The sequence below is a fragment of the Acinetobacter sp. YH16056_T genome (assembly GCF_024605895.1).
In the GTDB taxonomy this organism is placed as follows: Bacteria; Pseudomonadota; Gammaproteobacteria; order Pseudomonadales; family Moraxellaceae; genus Acinetobacter; species Acinetobacter amyesii.
This window is the reverse complement of the sequence record NZ_CP094546.1, coordinates 71,158-90,006: the sequence shown is the minus strand read 5'-3', so window position 1 is coordinate 90,006 and position 18,849 is coordinate 71,158. Positions and strand designations below refer to the sequence as shown.

Here is an 18,849-nt window from a genome sequence, read left to right as displayed (position 1 = left end):
GTAAATCGACTAATCTATTGGATTAAGAAACTTTCTTTTCATTTATCCAACGATAAAGCACGGGTAACAGCACCAAAGTTAGTAATGTTGAAGAGATAATCCCGCCAATCACTACGGTTGCCAGTGGCCGTTGAACCTCAGCCCCTGTTCCGGTTGCCAGCGCCATTGGTACAAAACCCAGTGAAGCCACACAAGCTGTCATCAACACTGGTCTTAAGCGCAAAATAGCCCCTTGCCACACGGCTTTATGCACTGGATATTTGTCCCTTAATTCCTTAATAAAGGTCAGCATTACCAGTCCATTGAGGACTGCAACACCAGATAAGGCAATAAAGCCAATTCCAGCTGACATCGATAATGGAATATCCCTTAGCCAAAGGAACAGCACACCACCGGTCAAGGCAAAGGGTACCCCGGTAAAGACCAATAGACTTTCTTTGACATTGTGAAAGACCGCCATCAGTAAAATAAAGATAGTGATTAAAGCCAGTGGAATCACGATTTGCATCCGTGCTTTGGCTGAAGCCAAATTTTCAAACTGACCGCCATATTCTATCCAATAACCACTTGGCAAAGTGTATGCTTTGAGCTGTGTCTGTACATCAGAAACAAAAGACCCTAAATCACGCCCTTCAACATTCGTTGTAACCACAACTCGGCGTTTACCATTTTCTCGACTGACTTGGTTGATTCCTTCAATGGTCGAGACTTGCGCGACATCCGACAATAAAATACTGCCACCATTTGGAAGCTGAATAGGTAACTGGGAAACAGATGCGACACTACGGTCTTGCTCTCCAAGACGGATAACAAAATCAAAACGACGATCGCCTTCTAAAATCTCTCCCACGCTTTGTCCACCAATACTGGTTGCCACAAGGTCTTGAATTGAACGCACACTCAAACCATATTGTGCAGCCAAAGTTTTATTTACCTCGACATTCAGTAATGGCAAACCTGAGGTCTGCTCAACTTTCACGGCACTGCTACCCGATATTTGCTGAATGATTTTGGAGATTTTAGTCGCCTCAGTATTGAGGACATTCATATCATCACCGAAGATTTTCACACCAACATCACTACGCACACCTGAGATCAATTCATTAAATCGGAGTTCAATCGGTTGTGAAAATTCACTATTATTGCCTGGAATCGTGGCTAAATACGTCACCATACGGCCACGTAATTCATCTAAACTTTCTTTAGGATTTGGCCATTCTGAACGAGGCTTTAACATGATATAGCCATCTGAAATATTGGGTGGCATGACATCTGTTGCAACCTCGGCTGTACCCGTTCTGGCAAATACTGCCTTAATTTCAGGGAAACTCTTTAAAAGAAGTTTTTCAGTATTCTCCTGAATACGTAAAGACTCTTCTAAGCCTGTACTTGGTGAACGTAACTGTTGTACCGCAAAGTCTCCTTCACTGAGCTGTGGTGCAAATTCACTGCCGAGTTTGGTACTGATAAATCCCGTAATCACTAATACACACAGTGCAAAAGTCAGCACAACTGCTTTGTATTGATACGAAATATCAAGAGTTTGCTGATATTTAGCTTTTAGCCATAACATCCAACGACTTTCTTTTTCTTGAATATCGCCTTTGACCCACAATGCCACAGCAGCAGGCACAAAGGTGATCGATAAAATAATGGCTGCAACAAGGGCGAGTACCACTGTCAATGCCATCGGATGGAACATTTTTGCTTCCACACCACTTAAAGCAAAAATCGGCAAATACACCACCAAAATAATAAGCTGACCAAAAATAAGAGGACGACGTGCTTGGCGGGCAGCCAGAAAAACTTCCTTAAAGCGTTCACTTTGTGTGAGAGGTCGTTTTAACAGTTGCTGTGTATGGGCTAAACGCCGGATACAGTTTTCGACAATCACCACAGCACCATCGACAATGATGCCGAAATCGAGTGCACCTAAACTCATCAGATTGGCACTGATATTTTTCTGTGCCATCCCGGTTAAGGTAAACAGCATAGAGAGTGGAATGACACAGGCAGTAATCAAGGCAGCACGGATATTCCCTAAAAACAGGAACAGAATGATGATGACCAGGATTGCTCCCTCTACCAAGTTTTTCTGAACGGTTTTAATCGCCTTCTCAACCAAGGTAGTACGGTCGTACACCGTTTCAATCACTACCCCTTTAGGCAAACTATTCTGAATATCTTGAAGCTTGGCATCCACAGCTTTAGAAACAGTCCGGCTATTTCCCCCCATCGCCATCATGGCAATCCCTAAAACGGTTTCTTTGCCGTTATAGGTTGCCCCACCGGTTCTTAAATCATGCCCAATAGAGACTTGCGCAATATCACCAACCCGAATTGGGCTGCCATTTGGGCTACCCAGCATGGTGTTCTCAATATCAGAAAGCCCATTGAATGTACCCGGTACACGTACCGTCAGTTGCTGACCATTGTCTTCAATATAACCTGCACCTCGGTTCTCATTATTTTGCGCTAAAGCCTGTTGCAGTTGTTCTAATGAGATATTCAGTTGCTGCATCCGGTTTAAATCGGGAGAGACCACATAGGTTTTTTCAAAACCACCAATACTGTTGACCTCTGCAACTCCCTTAACACGTTGCAGTTGAGGACGCACAATCCAGTCCTGAATCTCACGTAAATCCATCGGCGTGTATGCAGTTCCATCCGGCTTTTTCGCATTCGGATCTGCCTTCAGTACCCATTGATAAATCTCACCGAGACCCGTAGAAACGGGGGACATCGTCGGTGCGATTTGTGCAGGCAACTCAGATTGCGCCTCCTGTATCCGTTGGTTAATCTGCTGACGGGCCCAATAAATATCAGTCCCATCTTTAAAGACAATGGTGACTTGAGAGAGTCCATAACGGGATATGGAACGGGTAAGCTCCAGATCCGGAATGCCAGCCATGGCATTTTCAATGGGATAGGTAATCCGCTGTTCGACTTCAAGCGCAGTAAAACCCTTGGCTTGAGTATTAATCTGGACTTGGGTATTGGTAATATCGGGTACAGCATCAATCGGGAGTTTCTGATAGCTATACACCCCGACCGCAATCCAGGTACAGACAAAGAGCAACACCCAAATCGCATTTTGTATGGAAAACTGAATGATTCGTTCGAATAAACCTTCTGGTTTTGGCAGATCAGAATTAATGTTCATGGCCTGCCTCGTCTTTTTCTAATTCAGATTTCAACAAGAAACTGCCTTGAGCGATATACTTCTGCCCTTCAGTCAGCCCAGAAATCACTTCAAGCCATTGTCCATCACTTGAAGCCTGCCCCAATTGCACTTTCTGTGCTTTTAAGTGGACTTGACCTTTTTGTTCTGAATCTACGATGAAAATACTGTCTTCACCTTCAATACTTTGCAGCGCAGACTTTTGAATCCGAAGGGCTGATTTTGCTGTAGCTTCCGGAATCAACACTCTCACTAACACATTAGAACGCAACTCAGTAGCTTGCGCATCGAGTTTTGCGCGCACCACCAGACGCCCTGTTTGTACATCTGCCTGAGAGGTTAAGCTTTGTACAGTAGCTTTATAGATTTGATCTGAATCATTCACTTTAAAGTCAATTTTTTGCCCGGCTTGCAGTTGACCTGAGAATTGATTCGGCAAATTAAACTCAAGCCATAAATCTTTCAGCTGTTCAATGACAAAGAGCTGATTAGCCAGTTGCACATTTTCACCGACCACAATATCTTTTTGACTGATCACCCCAGAGATCGGTGCTTTAATCAGAAAACGCCCATTGTTATTGCCACTTGCACCTAATGCATTTAAACGTGCTTGTGAGGACTGGACAGTAATCTGCGCTTGACGGTAGGCATTTTCGGCACGCTGGTAATCCTGTTTGGCAGAAATCCCCTGTGACCAGAGTTGCTGTTCGCGCTGGTAATCTTTACGGGCCAAATCCAGATTCACCTGTGCCATACGCAGATTTGCCTGTTGGTCGATCAGTTCAGGCACGATTAGTACAGCCAGCGTTTGTCCTTTTTGCACGCTCTGTCCTAAAGCCACATTGACCTGCTCGACATGACCACTAAAATTAGGCGATATATGCGCTTGTTGATCGGTATTCACCACCAATTTACCTGGCAGGGTTGTCAGCTTTTCAACCAATCCTGTGGATGCAACAGCAACTTTTAAACCTTGTTCAACCATTTGTTGGCTGGTCAGTTGTATTTCGCCTTCTTCAGCATGTCCTTCTTCAGAACTATCTTCATCAGAATGTTCGGCATTTCCCTCATCATGACCATGCCCCTCAGATTCAGTTTTTTTTGAACTTAACCAAATAACCAGACTGACCAAGACCGTAATCAGAATCAAAATTGCAATCATGAGAGACTGGGATATTTTTCCGTTTTGCTTGGCGTTCATTTTATCGTGCTCCCCCATTGATTAAATTTTGCGATGCTTCGACTGCCTTTTTATTCAGTTGTGTATAGGCATCCGAACGGCTAATTTCTTCATAACTTGTGCCAATACTGAGTGCCTCAGCTGCGAGGGCAGTTTGCCAAGCTTGACGTAGAATTTGTAATTGACCCAATCGAAGATTCTGCAGTTGGGTGGTTGCTTGCTGAACGTCGGTAATGGACAGTTTCCCTGCCTGAAACCCTTGTAAAGTACGGCTCTGAACTTTGGTCGCCAAAGTAACTTGTGCTGTTGTGGCATCGAACTGGCTACGTAAACCTTTGAGCTGATGCATGCTGTTGGCAATATTGAGTATTTGTTGCTTCAGCTCACGCTGCTGCTGTTGGTTCAGCAATATTTGCTGTTGCTGGACCATCGGGATCGCATATTGCTGGCGGTTAAAAATATTCAGTGGAATAGCCACGCCGATTGCCAAAGTCGTATCGTTGCTTTCATTAGGGGTTTTGCTACGTTTCATGCCTACATTTAAAGTCGGATTGGGACGTGCCTGAATTCTTAAATTTTCAATTTGATGATCCGATTGCTGAATGTTCAAGGCATAGAATTTTTCTAGCCACCCTTCAGCAATATACCGTTGCACAGTTTGGAGACTTTGCTCTGGCCAAGGGATAGCGGTTTTATTCAATTGAAGATGTGAAGATGTTTCTCCCCCCCACAAATTAGACAGCTGACGACCGGCAGCTTGTTTATTCAGCATCGCTTGCTGATAAAGTCGTTGGATTTCTAGCGCTTCAATTTGGGTACGCTCAAAATCAACCAGGGCAATACTGCCTGCCTGATAGCGTTTCTGGGCACTGTCCAGATTGGCTTTACTTGTTTTTAACTGTACTGAATAAGCAGACTGCTCAACCTCAGCAAGTGCAAATTGCGACCATGCAAATTTAACAATCAGTTGGCTTTGTGCCTTCCATAATTGCTGTTGCAATTGGATTTGTTGATTCGAGGTATTGGCAATCACCCGGTTCAGCTTACGCTGACCAAATAGATCTAGAGGTTGACTAACGCCAACATTGAATTCCTGTTCTTGACCTGAGCCAAAGCCAGACTGTTCTAAACTTATACTTGGATTCTGCCATAACCGACTTTGCTGAATATTCAATTCAGATATTTGCTGAACTTGTTGCCACAGCTTGTCTTGAGTCTGGTAACTTTGTACTTTTGCTAAAGCGGATTCAAAGCTGGTAACGTTTTCAGCATAGCTATATTGCATAGCCGCTGCACATATACAAGCAACCAAGCTATGACGCAAGAGTATAATTGATTGTGAAGACATGATTTTTCCCACTTATTTAAATAATAAAAGTGGTGGGAATGTTTTAGGCTACCCCACCATGAGCGGGGAAAATTCGGGAGGTGGGCTTTGTTGAAACAGGTCAGGAGCCTGATAGCTGTTTTTCCAATGAAATTGTGGATTCACTTTAACTTCAGAGCTTGGATGAAACACATCTACTTTTTCATTTTGTACAATCAAATGCGTCATCGATGGTAGATGATCTTGATGATCTTCACCGATTTCTAAATCGCTACTGAATGTTTTTATGTTTTCTGACTGTCCATTATGATCGTGTTGACGACTATCGCTGGCACACAAGGTATTTTGGTGATGACCAAAATGATAACTCTGCTGTGATTGAGGCTGTTGTTCATGGACACAAAAGGCCGCCGCCACATTCCAAAAGCTTTGGAACATGAACAATCCAACCAAGACTGTAATCCATGTAGTAGAACGCATCATCATAACAATCGAAAAATTTGTACCAAGTATAAGGCTTAGAGCCACTCCAAGGTCAAGCTTAATAAATTAAATTAAACATTCAATGAACACTGAATAGCCGGCACTTTTGCAAATTTACCTTGTCTCTATAAGCTCACATCAATTTCAGGTAAGAATAACAATAGATAGTGAACCGTACCGGGTTTGTCGGAGACTTTTTATTTAAGTTAGGCCACCTGACCTAACGGGTTAATCTTATCATTGTACATTGCTTCAAACTCAAAAGGCGATACATTGTCAACGGCATTCTAAAATTGACCCCTTTTACCTTACAAATGGCAAAGTAAAATTGCCCCCTGAAATCAGAGAAAGAGCGGTTCAATTATTGATTGAATCTGAAAAAGATTATCCTTCTACTTGGGCAGCAATCACAGCTATTGATCCTAAAATCGGTTGTACTCCTGAAACATTGCGTGTTTGGTATCAAAAATATTTAGATCAACAAAATCCTGTCAAAGTACAACAGATATCTGATCAAAAAAAAATGAAGGGTAATCCCCCCTAAAATACTAGCTCTTTAAAAGAGGCAGTATTATGCTTTTACAACATGGTGTTTAACTTGAGAAACTGAATTTAAAACAATCTACTGTAACTCTTCCAGACAGATATGAAATTAATCCACCCCTAACCCTTTAAACACCGCATCCACCGGATCTGCATAAAAGCTGGTCTGGAACTTGGTAAACAGTTCCACAGGAATCGTTGGGATATCTGCCGCACTACTCATTGGTAAAGCAACCTTCTTGGCACCCGCATCAAAAGCAACTTGCAGACATTCGGCAATACTTTCCACCGGTGTCACTGAACCACCCAAGCTCATATCACCCAGTACCACCATCTGACTTTGTACCGATCGTCCTAAGAGGCCAGAAGCGAAAGCCACTAAACTTGGCAGAGCAAGATGGCTGAGCGGGCCGGTATTCTGTAATTCCACCACATGTAAGTGGAAATCATGTTCCAGCACCTTACTGCCCCCCGAGATCCGGGATGCATTGGCCTTGAAGTAATCAAAAGCAATCTTGACCTGTTCTTTGGCACTACTTGAATTCCATAAGCCAGATGTCGCCAATTTTCCTGAACCTTTAGTGACTTGAAGTTCTAAGCGGTATAAGCCTGGCATGCCCTTATTACTGAGGCCAATGGTATACAGGAAGCCTGGTTTAGCAGGACCTTCGGGAATAAGTCCACCTCCACCCTGCTCTTTTACCGAAACAAAATGCTCTTCTAGGGTGTCATTGTCGATATAGCTAAAATGCACATCATAGAATTCCATCCCCCCAATTTTTTTCAGCTGTTCTTTGACCCGACGGCGCACCTGCAGCGCATATTCCAGGCATTGCCGTACATCTTCTTTGTTAAATTGACCATGTGGGTAGAGCAGCTTCATCAATCCAGAAACCGTCTTGCGAACGGCAATCACATCACGCTGATTCAGGTTATTCCCTAGCTTAAAGTACTTCTCAATGGCATCCGCAAAACTACGCTTACGCATTTCCCGGAAGAACTCAGCCAGATAATCAACGATCAAGCCATAACGGTTGGTAAAGAATTCCGGGCGCATTTTCGGAATTTCCCAACCCGGGATATAGGCATGAAAGCGATCAAAGAATGCTGAATCGATCATGGCTTCAGGAAAAGGAGCCAATAAGTGGCTAGTCTTCACCAAGGATTCAACACTTTGGTTAATATTACCCACAAAAACCATCGAAGCTGAGGCTTCCATCTGTTCACGACCACGGGCAAAAGATCCTGAGGCCATGTAGTCTTTCATGATCTGTACGCCATCTTTGTCCTTAAAGGAAATACCAGCAACTTCATCAAAAGCTACCACATCCCATAAGCCCACCAGACCAATACGGCGGCTACTCATGTTATAGAACAGGTTGGCGACAGTCGTTTGTCCACCGGAGACTAAAATACTATTCGGTGAACACTCTTTGTAAATATGGCTTTTCCCGGTACCGCGTGGTCCCAGTTCACAAACGTTATAGTTATTTTCAACGAACGGAACCATACGCGCTAATAGGTGCCATTGCACATCCTCTTTTAACGAAGCCGGTTCCATGCCGATCGAACGGATTAAACTCTCGCGCCACTGATCAGTGCTTAATGCTGCTCTGCCACTGAAAAGTTCATCCATATTCATATTCGGCATTTGAATCGGCTTGAGTAAGCTCACGCCAAATGGAGAACTAGTCTGTCCTTCTTCAAAATAATAACTGAGCGTAGCAATGACCCAGATACCACCAACAAGTAATTTTTCATACTCTTTGACGATGCCTGCCGAGATTTCGGCATCTTTGATGCCAAGATTACTAAATGATGCTTCGTATTTGTCTTTACGCTCATTCAGCTTTACAGTCACCCGATCAATGACCTTATAACTGCCCCGTTCACGGACCAGGGATTTCACCTTCTCGGCTTCATCCGGTCGGACGTAGTTCTCAGCCAGTACGGTCTTTACGTTACGTAGTCCCTGTTCAATGATCTCTGGATCATCCGAGGCACAGTACATCCCCAGCAGGTATTCGAGTACATAGACAGGGACATTGGCCCCTTCTTTGATCAGTTTAGTTAGATCCTTACGTACCACCCGCCCAGCAAAGTGTTCATTCAGCAGCTGATCCAGTTCTTTATCGTTAGCAGATTCCATGTAGGCTACGCTCTATCGTTAATTCGTTATTAGAAGAAGTCATCGGTAAATGCCAAATCAATGGTGACCTTATAGCGTTGCATCTCGATATTCAGGTCTTTGTCTTTCAGTACCAGGAAGTAATCTTTCTTACGGTCAAAATCAGTGCCAGACAATGACAGTCTGACCTGTTTGACCCGATCGGCAACAGAGTCGGTAGTGCTATCAAAAGTCAAAGTTTCTTCACTGGAAACTTTAAGATCCCCATCATAAATGGCAATGGATAAAGTCACTGGCATGACCAGCTCACTGACAGCTTCGGTTTGCATCAAATCAAACTTCTGGATGTTATTGACCATCTTCAGCGTGGATTTGGTAGAAATGACCTCAACTTTACGCTTGGTCCGCTGTCCAGCCTTTTCACCACGTAGCTGTTTTACCATCAGTACCGGTACCACAATTTCCTGAGGCATGATGCCGCCATGCACGAAACGTGAGCCTCCTACGAAATGGAAACGGTTCGCCCCTTTTGGAATCCAGAAATCAGTCGCAGATAATGTGCCTGCCGTAGCTTGGGTTGAGCCTTTCCAGGCTTCCTTGCTCTCTGGTAAACCATGCCCAATCACATAGCGTTTTTTGCTCTTCAATGTATTGGCAGGTTTTTCAGTCAAGCTTGAACGATCCGCAGATTCCAGTTTACTTTGCTGGAACAGGAAGCCATGGTCGGCTGTAATCAACAGGGTAGAAATATTGAAGTGCATTAAGATTTTGCGGCTGAGTTCGGTCAGCTCTTCAATAGCATGTTCTACCGCCATAAAGGTTTCTGATTCTGTCGAGGCACTGTCACCGCGTGCATCAATCACGTTGTGATAAACGTAAATCAGCTCATGATCTTTCAGCGCTTCACGGCCTTCATCACGCGACCAGCCTTTTACCATTTCAGCGGTTACTGCCAATCCATTATAGGCAGCCAGAATTTTGGATCGTGCTGCAGTCCCTTTGCTGGACTGCCCATCTACTAAAACATCATCACCTGCGGCCTCTTTGTACTCCAAAGTCTGATGCGGCAACAACGAGGCCATGCCAAGTGTGGTGTAACTTGGGACAACGCCCAGCTGTGAAGACAAGGTCGCTTCAGAATAACGCTTTTCATTGATACGATCACGCAGCTCTACCGCAGCTTCATAACGGAAAGCATCACTGATAATCACCACAATACGGCGTTTCGTTGCGGAACTGAGTAAGGGTCTAACGTGAGTATCGTAGAAGTTCTGCTGATTTGGGATATCTGCCATTTTCCAGACATTCAAGCGTTGCTCAGCTTCAATCCGCTCGCCCCAGTTGCGTGCCAAGTGGTCAATAAACCAGTAGGAATAGCAATTTTCCACTTCTTCATCGAGTTTTTTCAGGATATCGACATGAGCGCGTTGAGAAGCAGCACTGTAGTGGCGATAGGCCATATCAAAGCGATACAACTCCTGCTCGTAGGCTTTATACAAAGCTTCACTGGAGTCGAAATAGAAACCGGCATCAAACTGCTGTCGCAGGCTAAACAGCTCAATGGCTGCCTGCAACGCTGTATAGACAGTACGATATTTACGGCGTGTTGCATCATCCTTATGTTTGGAAGCCCAATAACCATCCAGACGGGTAGAAATAATCGTTCTGAAATGTTCCAGTTCAGCTTTGGTTGCTGCAGGGATATGACTGGCCAAATCAACAATGATCTTTTGTTCAATCACTTCAAAGGTCATGACATCCAGCAGCTGCCCCAGATCAAAGGCCCCGACCCTCTCCTGGATCCGCAGTGCATTCGCCACGGTCTGGGAAAGCGTATCGAAGGTTGGGTAGTATTTAGAACTGTCTCTCCAGCGCGACAAAAAGGCTCTAGCCGTCGCACGGGAGCTGACGGATGACATCACCAGTTCTTGAGCCCATAGCGGTATATCGCCCAGGCTTTCACAGAAACCTGTAGTCATCAAACGGATAAAGAACGTACCGAGCTTGAATGGTGCTTCCCCATTCAATTCTTCAACCGATGCTGGATAACCAATTTCCGCCTGTAATGCGGTGACCAAAGCTGGCACCAGTTGGAATTTTTCCAGTTCAGCAAAGGAGTCTGGATTGACTTCCAGAGCCAGGTTCTGCTGTACCATTTCATCTGCCAGTGCCAGAACGATATGCATGAGTTCGGCACTGTCGGCCTTGACCACAGCTGCAATCATGGCCATATCCAGATTCTGTTCATCTGCATCAGGCTGGGTATAACGTTTTAATGCGCTCAGACGGGCTTTGGCTTTGAGGAACTCTTCACGTTTGGCCAGATGTTCTCTTAAACTTTGTTGCTGTAGCCCAAGCTCATTGAAAATAATCGAGAAACGATCGGCATAGAAGATGCGTGAATAGAGCTTGATGTCCAGTAACCAGTCTTTTTCAGTTTCAGGCTCAGGACTTGGAAAATACAGCAAGTATTTGCCCTGCTGATCCTCAAGTTCCAGTTTAAGCTTAATCGCAAGGCTGGATTCTTCTGCCATATTCAGAATATGAACATCATTCAGTTTTAACGCCTTTACTTCTTCGCTAAAGGACTGTTCCGCATCGTACCAGAAGACAATCCGGTGCTGTTCAATATAAAAGGCTTGTTCCAGACCTTGTTGTAGTTGACTTAAATTCATGCAACGACCTCATCAAGGTCTAGTACCGGAGAAAAAGCATTCATCATTTCTCCCCCGTAATCGCTTTGACTTCAGCCAACAAGTCCCCAAACTTGCCATAATTGACTTTCACCCCATCATCCAGATCTAACGTAATACGCTGATCGGCATAATGACGCAGCTTTTCTTCAAAAGTACTGAGTTCAGCCTGTTGCTTATGCAAGTCTTGCAGTTTTTTCTCGATGCGTTTGATTTCAGCCGCAGAGTCACTGCTTTCTTTTGCTGTTTCCAGAGAATTAGCATAGGCGGACATTTTGGAAATCAGTGGCATAACATATTCGGTACGCATACGCGCCAAGGTGCTTTCGTTATAACGATGCAAATACACCAACGCCTGGAAAGCCCCCTGTTTACCACTGCTGAATAGCCAGTAGATCGGGCGCTTTTTATAGGTCTGCATGTGATCTTTATAGAACTTGCTGGCGAGGTAACGGCGAATGGTGTCTTCAGCCGTTTCACTGGCTTTTTTATCTAAGCTTTCTGCGAGCCACTGCATATTGGCATCCAGTGTCTCTTTCCCCCAAACGGCAGTTAAGAACTCTCGAATACGGTGCGTTGCATCATCTTCAAACCAGTGCATTTCGGTCAATGGAATAATACCGTCAGCATCTGCCGGGAATGTTTGATAACGGCTAGCATCAAAGTCTTGATTACCTGCATGGGCATAGATCAGACCTGGTTCATCCAGACTATAACGCCCCATCATGCAGCCAAGTGCATAAGAGACTAAACGCTGGCTGTCTTTTTCACGGTCGGCACGAGTTAAAGTGATCTGTTCATCTGGTACGTCTGGTGTAAGTTCATCCTGTAAACCATAAGCATCAATAAACAGCTTATTGTTTTCTTCTTCCAAGCGTTTCATTTCAGCCACGGCGTCAGTATTTTGCTGTTGCCATGTGTTAAACGCTAGTTCTAAGTTTGGCTGTTGGCTACGAATAATGGGGTTTTGGGTAAAGTCCCATGAGGTTTCGTAGGAGTCCCAATCATATTTAGATAATTGAACACAAACCTTAATATTTTCTTCATTAGCTGCTTGTACATCAAATGGAAGTTTATTTATTTCGCCAACTCCAAAATGTAAGGTAGGATTCATAAGATTCATATAGTAGAAAACAACTTTTGAATTTAATAAACCTAATGTTGTTATTAAATTATTTGAAAAAACCATAGAACCTGTATTTTCAAATATAAAGCCTTCATCTACTAATCTTGCACAAAAAAAAGAACTCGAAATATCTGTCCAGGTTACGCCAGCTTTAAAATAATATGATGGATTTCGAATGGTAGAATTACGCTGCTGTTTAATTGCAAATCCATTTTTTTCCCAATTAATAATATGATTTCTGTTTCCATACCATTTTCTTGCAGTACCACCATCATTATGTGGGAACCATTTATTTAAATTAATTTGATTATTTTTGGCTACAAAATTGATCTTAGTATGATTGACTTCATACCACTCTCTTACAAACCTAGGTTTATCTCCGCTTGTTAGTCCACTTTTAGCATTAGCTATATCCGCTAATGCTGGCATTTTCTCAAAATTATCACGTATAGAATTACCTACCCAATATGCTATAGGACTACATGGTATTTTTTGGAAATCTTCTTGAATGGTTGTATCAAAGCGATTTAAATTATTTTTTAATAGGTATTGTTTTTCCTCATGATTTTTATCTACTAATCTGAAGAAAGCCGGCTTTACACCCCCTATATGTTTTTTTTGACCTACGAATGCTACAGTCTGTACAACTTCGCCTGATATCTCTGGAAAAGCTCGGGCTCCCAAATGAGCCATAGTCCAAATTGAATGATTTAGAAGTAATTTTTCCCGCATGTTTTGATATGATGTTAAAAACATCCATCCCTGCATTGTTACCATACTACTAGCACCAGATTCTTTACAAAAATCGAAACCACGTTCTATAAACATGGCAAAGAGGTCTGATTTACTATCAGGATAGTAATCTTTAGCGAATTCTTTTAAGTTTGTAATTGTATTCGCACCCATATACGGCGGGTTAGCGATTACAGCATCATATTTTTTCGCTAAAAGTTTTGCTTGTATAACCAAAGGCAATAATTTTTTAGCAGCGGCTTTCTGTAAGGTATCGCCCTCAATAACCAAGCCTTCTAAGGTATTTTGCAAATCGATAAAATCTTGTTCTGGGCTATCCATACAAATTAAAGAACCAAAAGTTGAGGCTTCTTTAAACTTAGCTAAAACTTCCTGAATCAGCTTAAAACGTTCGTCATTTTCAGGACTGCTTAAATCCTTTTGATCATTGCCAAACAGATCGACATGACTGCCTTTTTGCCATGCTTGGTTTAAGTTGAGATCTTTCCAGATTTGATCTGCATCTAAATCCTGACTGTCTTGTAGCGCAATAATATTCAGCTTCGGTGGATTGCTAAATAAACGGCGGTCATCCTCACGCGCTTTCATCAATAGCGCAAAACTGGCTAACTGCGCGGCACGGGTATCAATATCAATCCCGTACAGGTTGTTTTCCAGAATCAAACGTGGAATATCACGACTGCGGTAACCACGTTCCAAATAAATCGCTTTTAAGCAATCGTAGGCTTCCACCAGAATATGCCCCGAACCACAGGCCGGATCCAGTACCGTAATGCTTTCAGGGTTTAAGCTATCGCCATCTTCACTGATCCGTACATCAATCAGCTGTTTTAACTGTGCATTGACTTCATCGCTTTGCTCAGCCGGCTGAATATAGTATTCCCACCCACTGGCAAGCATACTTTCTGGCTGTGCCATCATCCATAGACGACCAACACTGTTCTGTACCAGGTATTTCACAATCCAGTTTGGGGTGAATAATTGTGTCGCGGCAGGGATATCTTCACTTTTGACAACTTTACCAATCACCTGGTCTTTCTTTTCAGAAATATAGAACTGATACAGCCAGCCAATAATCTGCACATCCGACCAGTCTTCTTCTGGAATACTGCTGACCAGATCACGGATCAACGAATCGGTTTTGGTCAGGTTATCCGGTAATAACAGTTCTGACTCATCAGACACCTGTTCGAACAGGAGTGGCATCACCTGATTCAACGCATGACACTGCGCCAGTAACAATTCACGATAGAGTTCTTCGTCTTTATTGCCATCCAGCTTGAGTTCAGCCACACGGCTGGCATCTAAACCCGGTAGCTCAATGTCCAGACATTCTTCCAGAATCTGCGGCAAGCCTGCACTACCATCGGCACTGCTCAGCACACGGCGACCATGATCCAGTAAGCCTTTGCATTCCATGTAGCGAATGGCACAGAGACGGTTAAACCAGCTATAAGCGATATAATCAATCGTCTGCTCAAAACTGCTGGTTTGAATGCGCTTGATCAGCTTCTCACGTGGTTTCATGACTGATAGCGGAAAAACCTGATCGCCAATCAGCAGCAAGTCCCCTTTCTGTTCTGCCGGTAAAATGCGGTCTGCGGTGATGCCATATTTAGCGGCTTGCTTGCGCATCGCTGCGATAAAATCATTTCGTGCTTGCGGTGCGTATTTTTTAATATTACTGGTATTCATCTTTAAACCTTTAATTAATGACTGATGCCGATATCCCTAACCCGAGTTAGCGGATACGCACACGCTTTTTATCACTCACGATTTTTTTCAGTTCAGCTTTGAGTGCGTCTACAAACTGATCCACTGATTCTTCTGTTTCCAGATAGACACTACTTGAGCTTTTGCTGTAAATGCTGGCGACATCAACTTCGACAACAGGTTTCGGTGGCACTACGGCTGTCACAGACTGTACCGGACTCGCAGCAGGTGTTGATGTAACTGGGCTGGCTGTAGTTGCTGAACTCGCCACACTCTCGGCTTTGCTCTGAGCCAGTTGTGCCGCTTTGGCCTGACGCTGGATTTCCGCCTGAACTTCGCTTTCCAACTCATACAAGGCTTCATCAAAACGCTCGACGCTGGTTTGAGTTTGCAACATATAGATGGTGGACAGGCTAGTTTCCACTTCAATATCCGTTTTCAGCAGTTGTAGTGGGCGTAATAGCTTGTTACTCAGCTCAGCGGTGGCAATACCACTGTTTTTAATCTCGGCTTCTAACTGTTTGATCTTGTCATCAATGTGTTCTATCGCCTGATTGCGCTTCTCAGTCAACAATTGCTCATTGACGCTTTCCACTGTACGAACCAAATCAGCCACTTTATTTAACAGACCATAGGGCGATTCAAGGGTGGAAATGCGATGTAATTCAGAGAGGGCTTTTTTTGCCACCTCATCACTGCCCAGCGCCTGTTTGTTTTTCTCAAAATGACGTAAGGCCTGTTGCAGTTGTTGCCAGCTTGGCATCTGGTTGCTGAAGAATTCATGAATATCACGATAATCTTCTTCCAGATCCAGATAGTCGTCCTTGTTCTCGACCACGGCCTTAAAGAAATCGAAGCTGTCGCTATTCGCCAGCAGACGTTCCAAAGTCAGAATAGACTTTTCAATCACTTTCTTACCCGGGAACTGCCCAACATCAGTTTTACTCTTATACGACTTAAAGTTGGCTAACCAAGTCTTAAGATGCTGCAAATAGAATTCAAATAGCTCTTTCTCAGTCGCTGGTCCCATCGCCGAGAACAGTTCTTGGGTGAGTTGGCGTGCCTGTTTCAATACCTGATCATCAGTCTGGCGTTTTTTAATGATCGACACATCACGGCGACGGCGGCTGTTTTGTAAAGGCTCAAAGGCATCTTTTAACTGTAAGCTGCCGCCATTTAACTGTAGTGAAATCCGCCCCATCGCAGCCAGCTGACCCACCAACAGTAAAATCTCGGCATCTGGCCAGCCATAAGGACGTTTGGCAAAACGATCCACCACATCTGACACCAGAATACGCTCTGTACCGGTGGCCCGTAGTGCAATGTACTGCTCCACTTCCTGTAGGGCTTTGGGATTGCTCTGACCGCCATCCAGAGACAATCCGAGCTGCGCCATATCATCCACAGTCAAGACGGCGTTCAGTTCACGCCAGGCATCCTGCTGATAGACCTGCAGATAGCTCAGTTTGGTATAAGTGTTTTCCAGCAAATAACGACAAGCCTCATCCAGCTTGGTGGTTGGACTTGAAGATGAAAGTTGTAGATGTTGACCCAAGGCATAACTTTCCGCGTCCAGCAACATTTCTTCGACCCGGACACGCAGGCGTTTTTTACGCTCCTGGTTCTCACGGCCACGGTCTGCCAGGATACGGGTGATATCGGACTGAGTGCCATCATCATTTAACCGAATAAATTTATTGGTTTTCAGCCAGGTGCGCAGTTCATTAAAGAACTGTTTATCGTCTGCCAGTTTAAACAGGACTTGTCCTTCGGCCTGAGTACTTTTACCAATACAGTAAGCTTCAGTATAGAGGTTGTATTCCGTATCCAGCGGAGAAATGATTTCAACTTTCAAATCGCTCTCATACTTGCCATCCAGGCTATGACCATCCAGAAAACGACCAATCTGATAGTCCATCTTGTTGGCTTGATGGCGGTATTTGTTCTGATCGCGCAGTAAATCTTTAAAGATCAGGTTGGCTAACTCTTTATTTTCTTCTGAAGCCGCTAAGTCTGTGGCTTTAATTTTTCGGGTAATATCCCGCTCTTCATTGGTTAGGAACAGGAACTCATCACCATTCCTAGTAATCAGGCTCTCTTTTTCCAGACGCTGCAGGCTCTCTTCAATCCGCTTGCGCAATGCCAGCTTATCTTCATCAATTTTCTCAATCGACAAAGTCACCAGGTTATCCAGCGTACCTTTGATGATATCGACATAGCGGATCATGAACAGGGTACGCAGCATCTGCACATCAAAACCATCCAGGGTCTTATTCTGCCCTGCCTGGTCGATGGTACGCTTCACTGCTGTATCCAGAAATCCTTCCACTGAAGTATAGAAGCGGTGGAAAGGAACCAGGGCACCGACTTCATCTGTAGCAATCGCATTCGCGGCCATCTGGAACGCATCCAACATGGACCGTTCACCATAGGCCAGGTGTGCACCGGTCGCACCGACCTTACGGATTTCTTCAAATACTTTTTGTACCAGCTGAAAATGGTACGGCGCAAAAGGATAGTTATGGATAAAGCTGTCTGGCCCCTCATAGTTCTTTAGGGTTGGGCCTGAACGGTCAAAGGTAATCTGATTTTTTAAGATATCGCCCTTTTGCTCAAACACTGATCTGAGCAATGCTTCTGCTTCTGGGGTTTTACGTAATAAACGTTTCTGGATGACTTCATCGGTATTGGAACTGGACAGTGATAACCGGGTTTTAAAACGACCAGCAATCTTGGAGAAGTCATTGGCTTTGGAAGAAGACATCTCACCTAAAACAGCATCGATGTCTGCCTGTGAGGTGACGATAATCCAAGCGCGGCCTTTACAGATCGTACCCAGGTTTTCAGTAATGGTTTGCAATGTCAGCATCAAGCGGGTATCGCTGCCAATAAACTGCCCCACTTCATCGACCAAGAACAACATGCGTTGCTGGGGTCCTTTGCTGTCCAGGTATTCTTTCACCCACTGACAGAAGTTTTCAACCGAAACACTAAAGGTCTGCTCAGAATCCTCAAACCACTTGTGTGCAGCTTCTGCTGATAGATTCAGTGCCTGAGAAATCGCAGTTTCGACATCATCCTGATAGAACTGATATCCGTCACGTTCTTCTAGCCAAGACATGCCGCTGGATTCCTCAAACGCCTGTTTAAAGCGTTCATACACCCCTTTCTGGCTCAGGTGACGTTCCATATGGGCAATATGTGGATGGTCAGCACTAAAACCCTGATACTCGTTAAACACACGTAAAAACACATTCAGGATCGGATTGCCATCGTCATTGGAACTGGCTTTACTGTCAATGTTAAACAGGATGACATCGGCATGATGGCTAACGGCCTTGCCAATATCGGCACGGATAAATGCATCGCGGATTTTAGTTTCATCAAAGAATTCTGCGGCGCTACGCTCGTTACCTTGCGCATCACGTACCACTTTATTGGCCAGAATATACGACAAGGTTTTCAGGAAATGTGATTTACCTGAACCAAAGAAGCCTGAAATCCATACGCCGACACGGTTGGCAATCGAAGGATCGCTCAGGTCTGTGCCATAAGACTGGAAAAAGTCCCGAAAATGCTTTTCCAGTTCATTGGTGACCACATACTCATCGAGTTCCTGATAAACCGTAGTATTGTCATTCTGGTCTGCTTTTACGACCCCGTTAATCGCACGATCTAATGGCTTATAAAAAAGTTCTTTAATGTTCATCTCAATCCATTCC

8 protein-coding genes and 1 pseudogene are annotated in these 18,849 nt (G+C 44.1%); 1 reads left to right on the top strand and 8 read right to left on the bottom strand.

Annotation, left to right across the window (positions count from 1 at the left end; translation table 11 throughout):
* Positions 1–22: 22 nt before the first annotated feature.
* The 4 genes from MST17_RS16580 to MST17_RS16565 are packed head-to-tail and all read right to left on the bottom strand — an operon-like array spanning position 23 to position 6,174.
* Positions 23–3,163, bottom strand: a complete 3,141-nt coding sequence (locus MST17_RS16580; RefSeq protein ID WP_179994455.1) for an efflux RND transporter permease subunit — start codon at positions 3,161–3,163, stop codon at positions 23–25.
* On the bottom strand, positions 3,153–4,382 hold the full coding sequence (locus MST17_RS16575) for an efflux RND transporter periplasmic adaptor subunit (RefSeq protein WP_016658777.1): 1,230 nt from the start codon (positions 4,380–4,382) through the stop codon (positions 3,153–3,155). The genes MST17_RS16580 and MST17_RS16575 overlap by 11 nt, the downstream gene beginning before the upstream one ends.
* A 1-nt stretch (position 4,383) precedes the next feature.
* On the bottom strand, positions 4,384–5,709 hold the full coding sequence (locus tag MST17_RS16570; RefSeq protein ID WP_035269736.1) for a TolC family protein: 1,326 nt from the start codon (positions 5,707–5,709) through the stop codon (positions 4,384–4,386).
* A gap of 48 nt (positions 5,710–5,757) precedes the next feature.
* Positions 5,758–6,174 carry a cation efflux protein, CzcI-like gene (locus tag MST17_RS16565; RefSeq protein ID WP_227591103.1) on the bottom strand — a complete coding sequence of 139 codons (417 nt, stop codon included), beginning with the start codon at positions 6,172–6,174 and terminating at the stop codon, positions 5,758–5,760.
* Between the two features lie 289 nt (positions 6,175–6,463).
* Between MST17_RS16565 and MST17_RS16560 the strand changes: the two are divergent.
* A pseudogene (locus MST17_RS16560) lies at positions 6,464–6,700 on the top strand (hypothetical protein); the annotation flags it as partial.
* A 123-nt stretch (positions 6,701–6,823) separates the two neighbouring features.
* Here the strand turns inward: MST17_RS16560 and brxL are convergent.
* The 4 genes from brxL to brxC are packed head-to-tail and all read right to left on the bottom strand — an operon-like array spanning position 6,824 to position 18,836.
* Positions 6,824–8,863, bottom strand: a complete 2,040-nt coding sequence (brxL, locus tag MST17_RS16555; RefSeq protein ID WP_005021615.1) for a protease Lon-related BREX system protein BrxL — start codon at positions 8,861–8,863, stop codon at positions 6,824–6,826.
* A gap of 29 nt (positions 8,864–8,892) precedes the next feature.
* A complete protein-coding gene (gene pglZ / locus MST17_RS16550; RefSeq protein ID WP_180004191.1) occupies positions 8,893–11,517 on the bottom strand; it encodes a BREX-1 system phosphatase PglZ type A in 2,625 nt (874 codons plus the stop codon).
* 43 nt (positions 11,518–11,560) lie between these two features.
* Positions 11,561–15,109: a BREX-1 system adenine-specific DNA-methyltransferase PglX gene (gene pglX / locus MST17_RS16545; protein ID WP_180004193.1), complete on the bottom strand. Its 3,549-nt coding sequence runs from the start codon at positions 15,107–15,109 to the stop codon at positions 11,561–11,563.
* A gap of 46 nt (positions 15,110–15,155) precedes the next feature.
* Positions 15,156–18,836: a BREX system P-loop protein BrxC gene (gene brxC / locus MST17_RS16540; RefSeq protein ID WP_180004195.1), complete on the bottom strand. Its 3,681-nt coding sequence runs from the start codon at positions 18,834–18,836 to the stop codon at positions 15,156–15,158.
* Between the last annotated feature and the right edge of the window lie 13 nt (positions 18,837–18,849).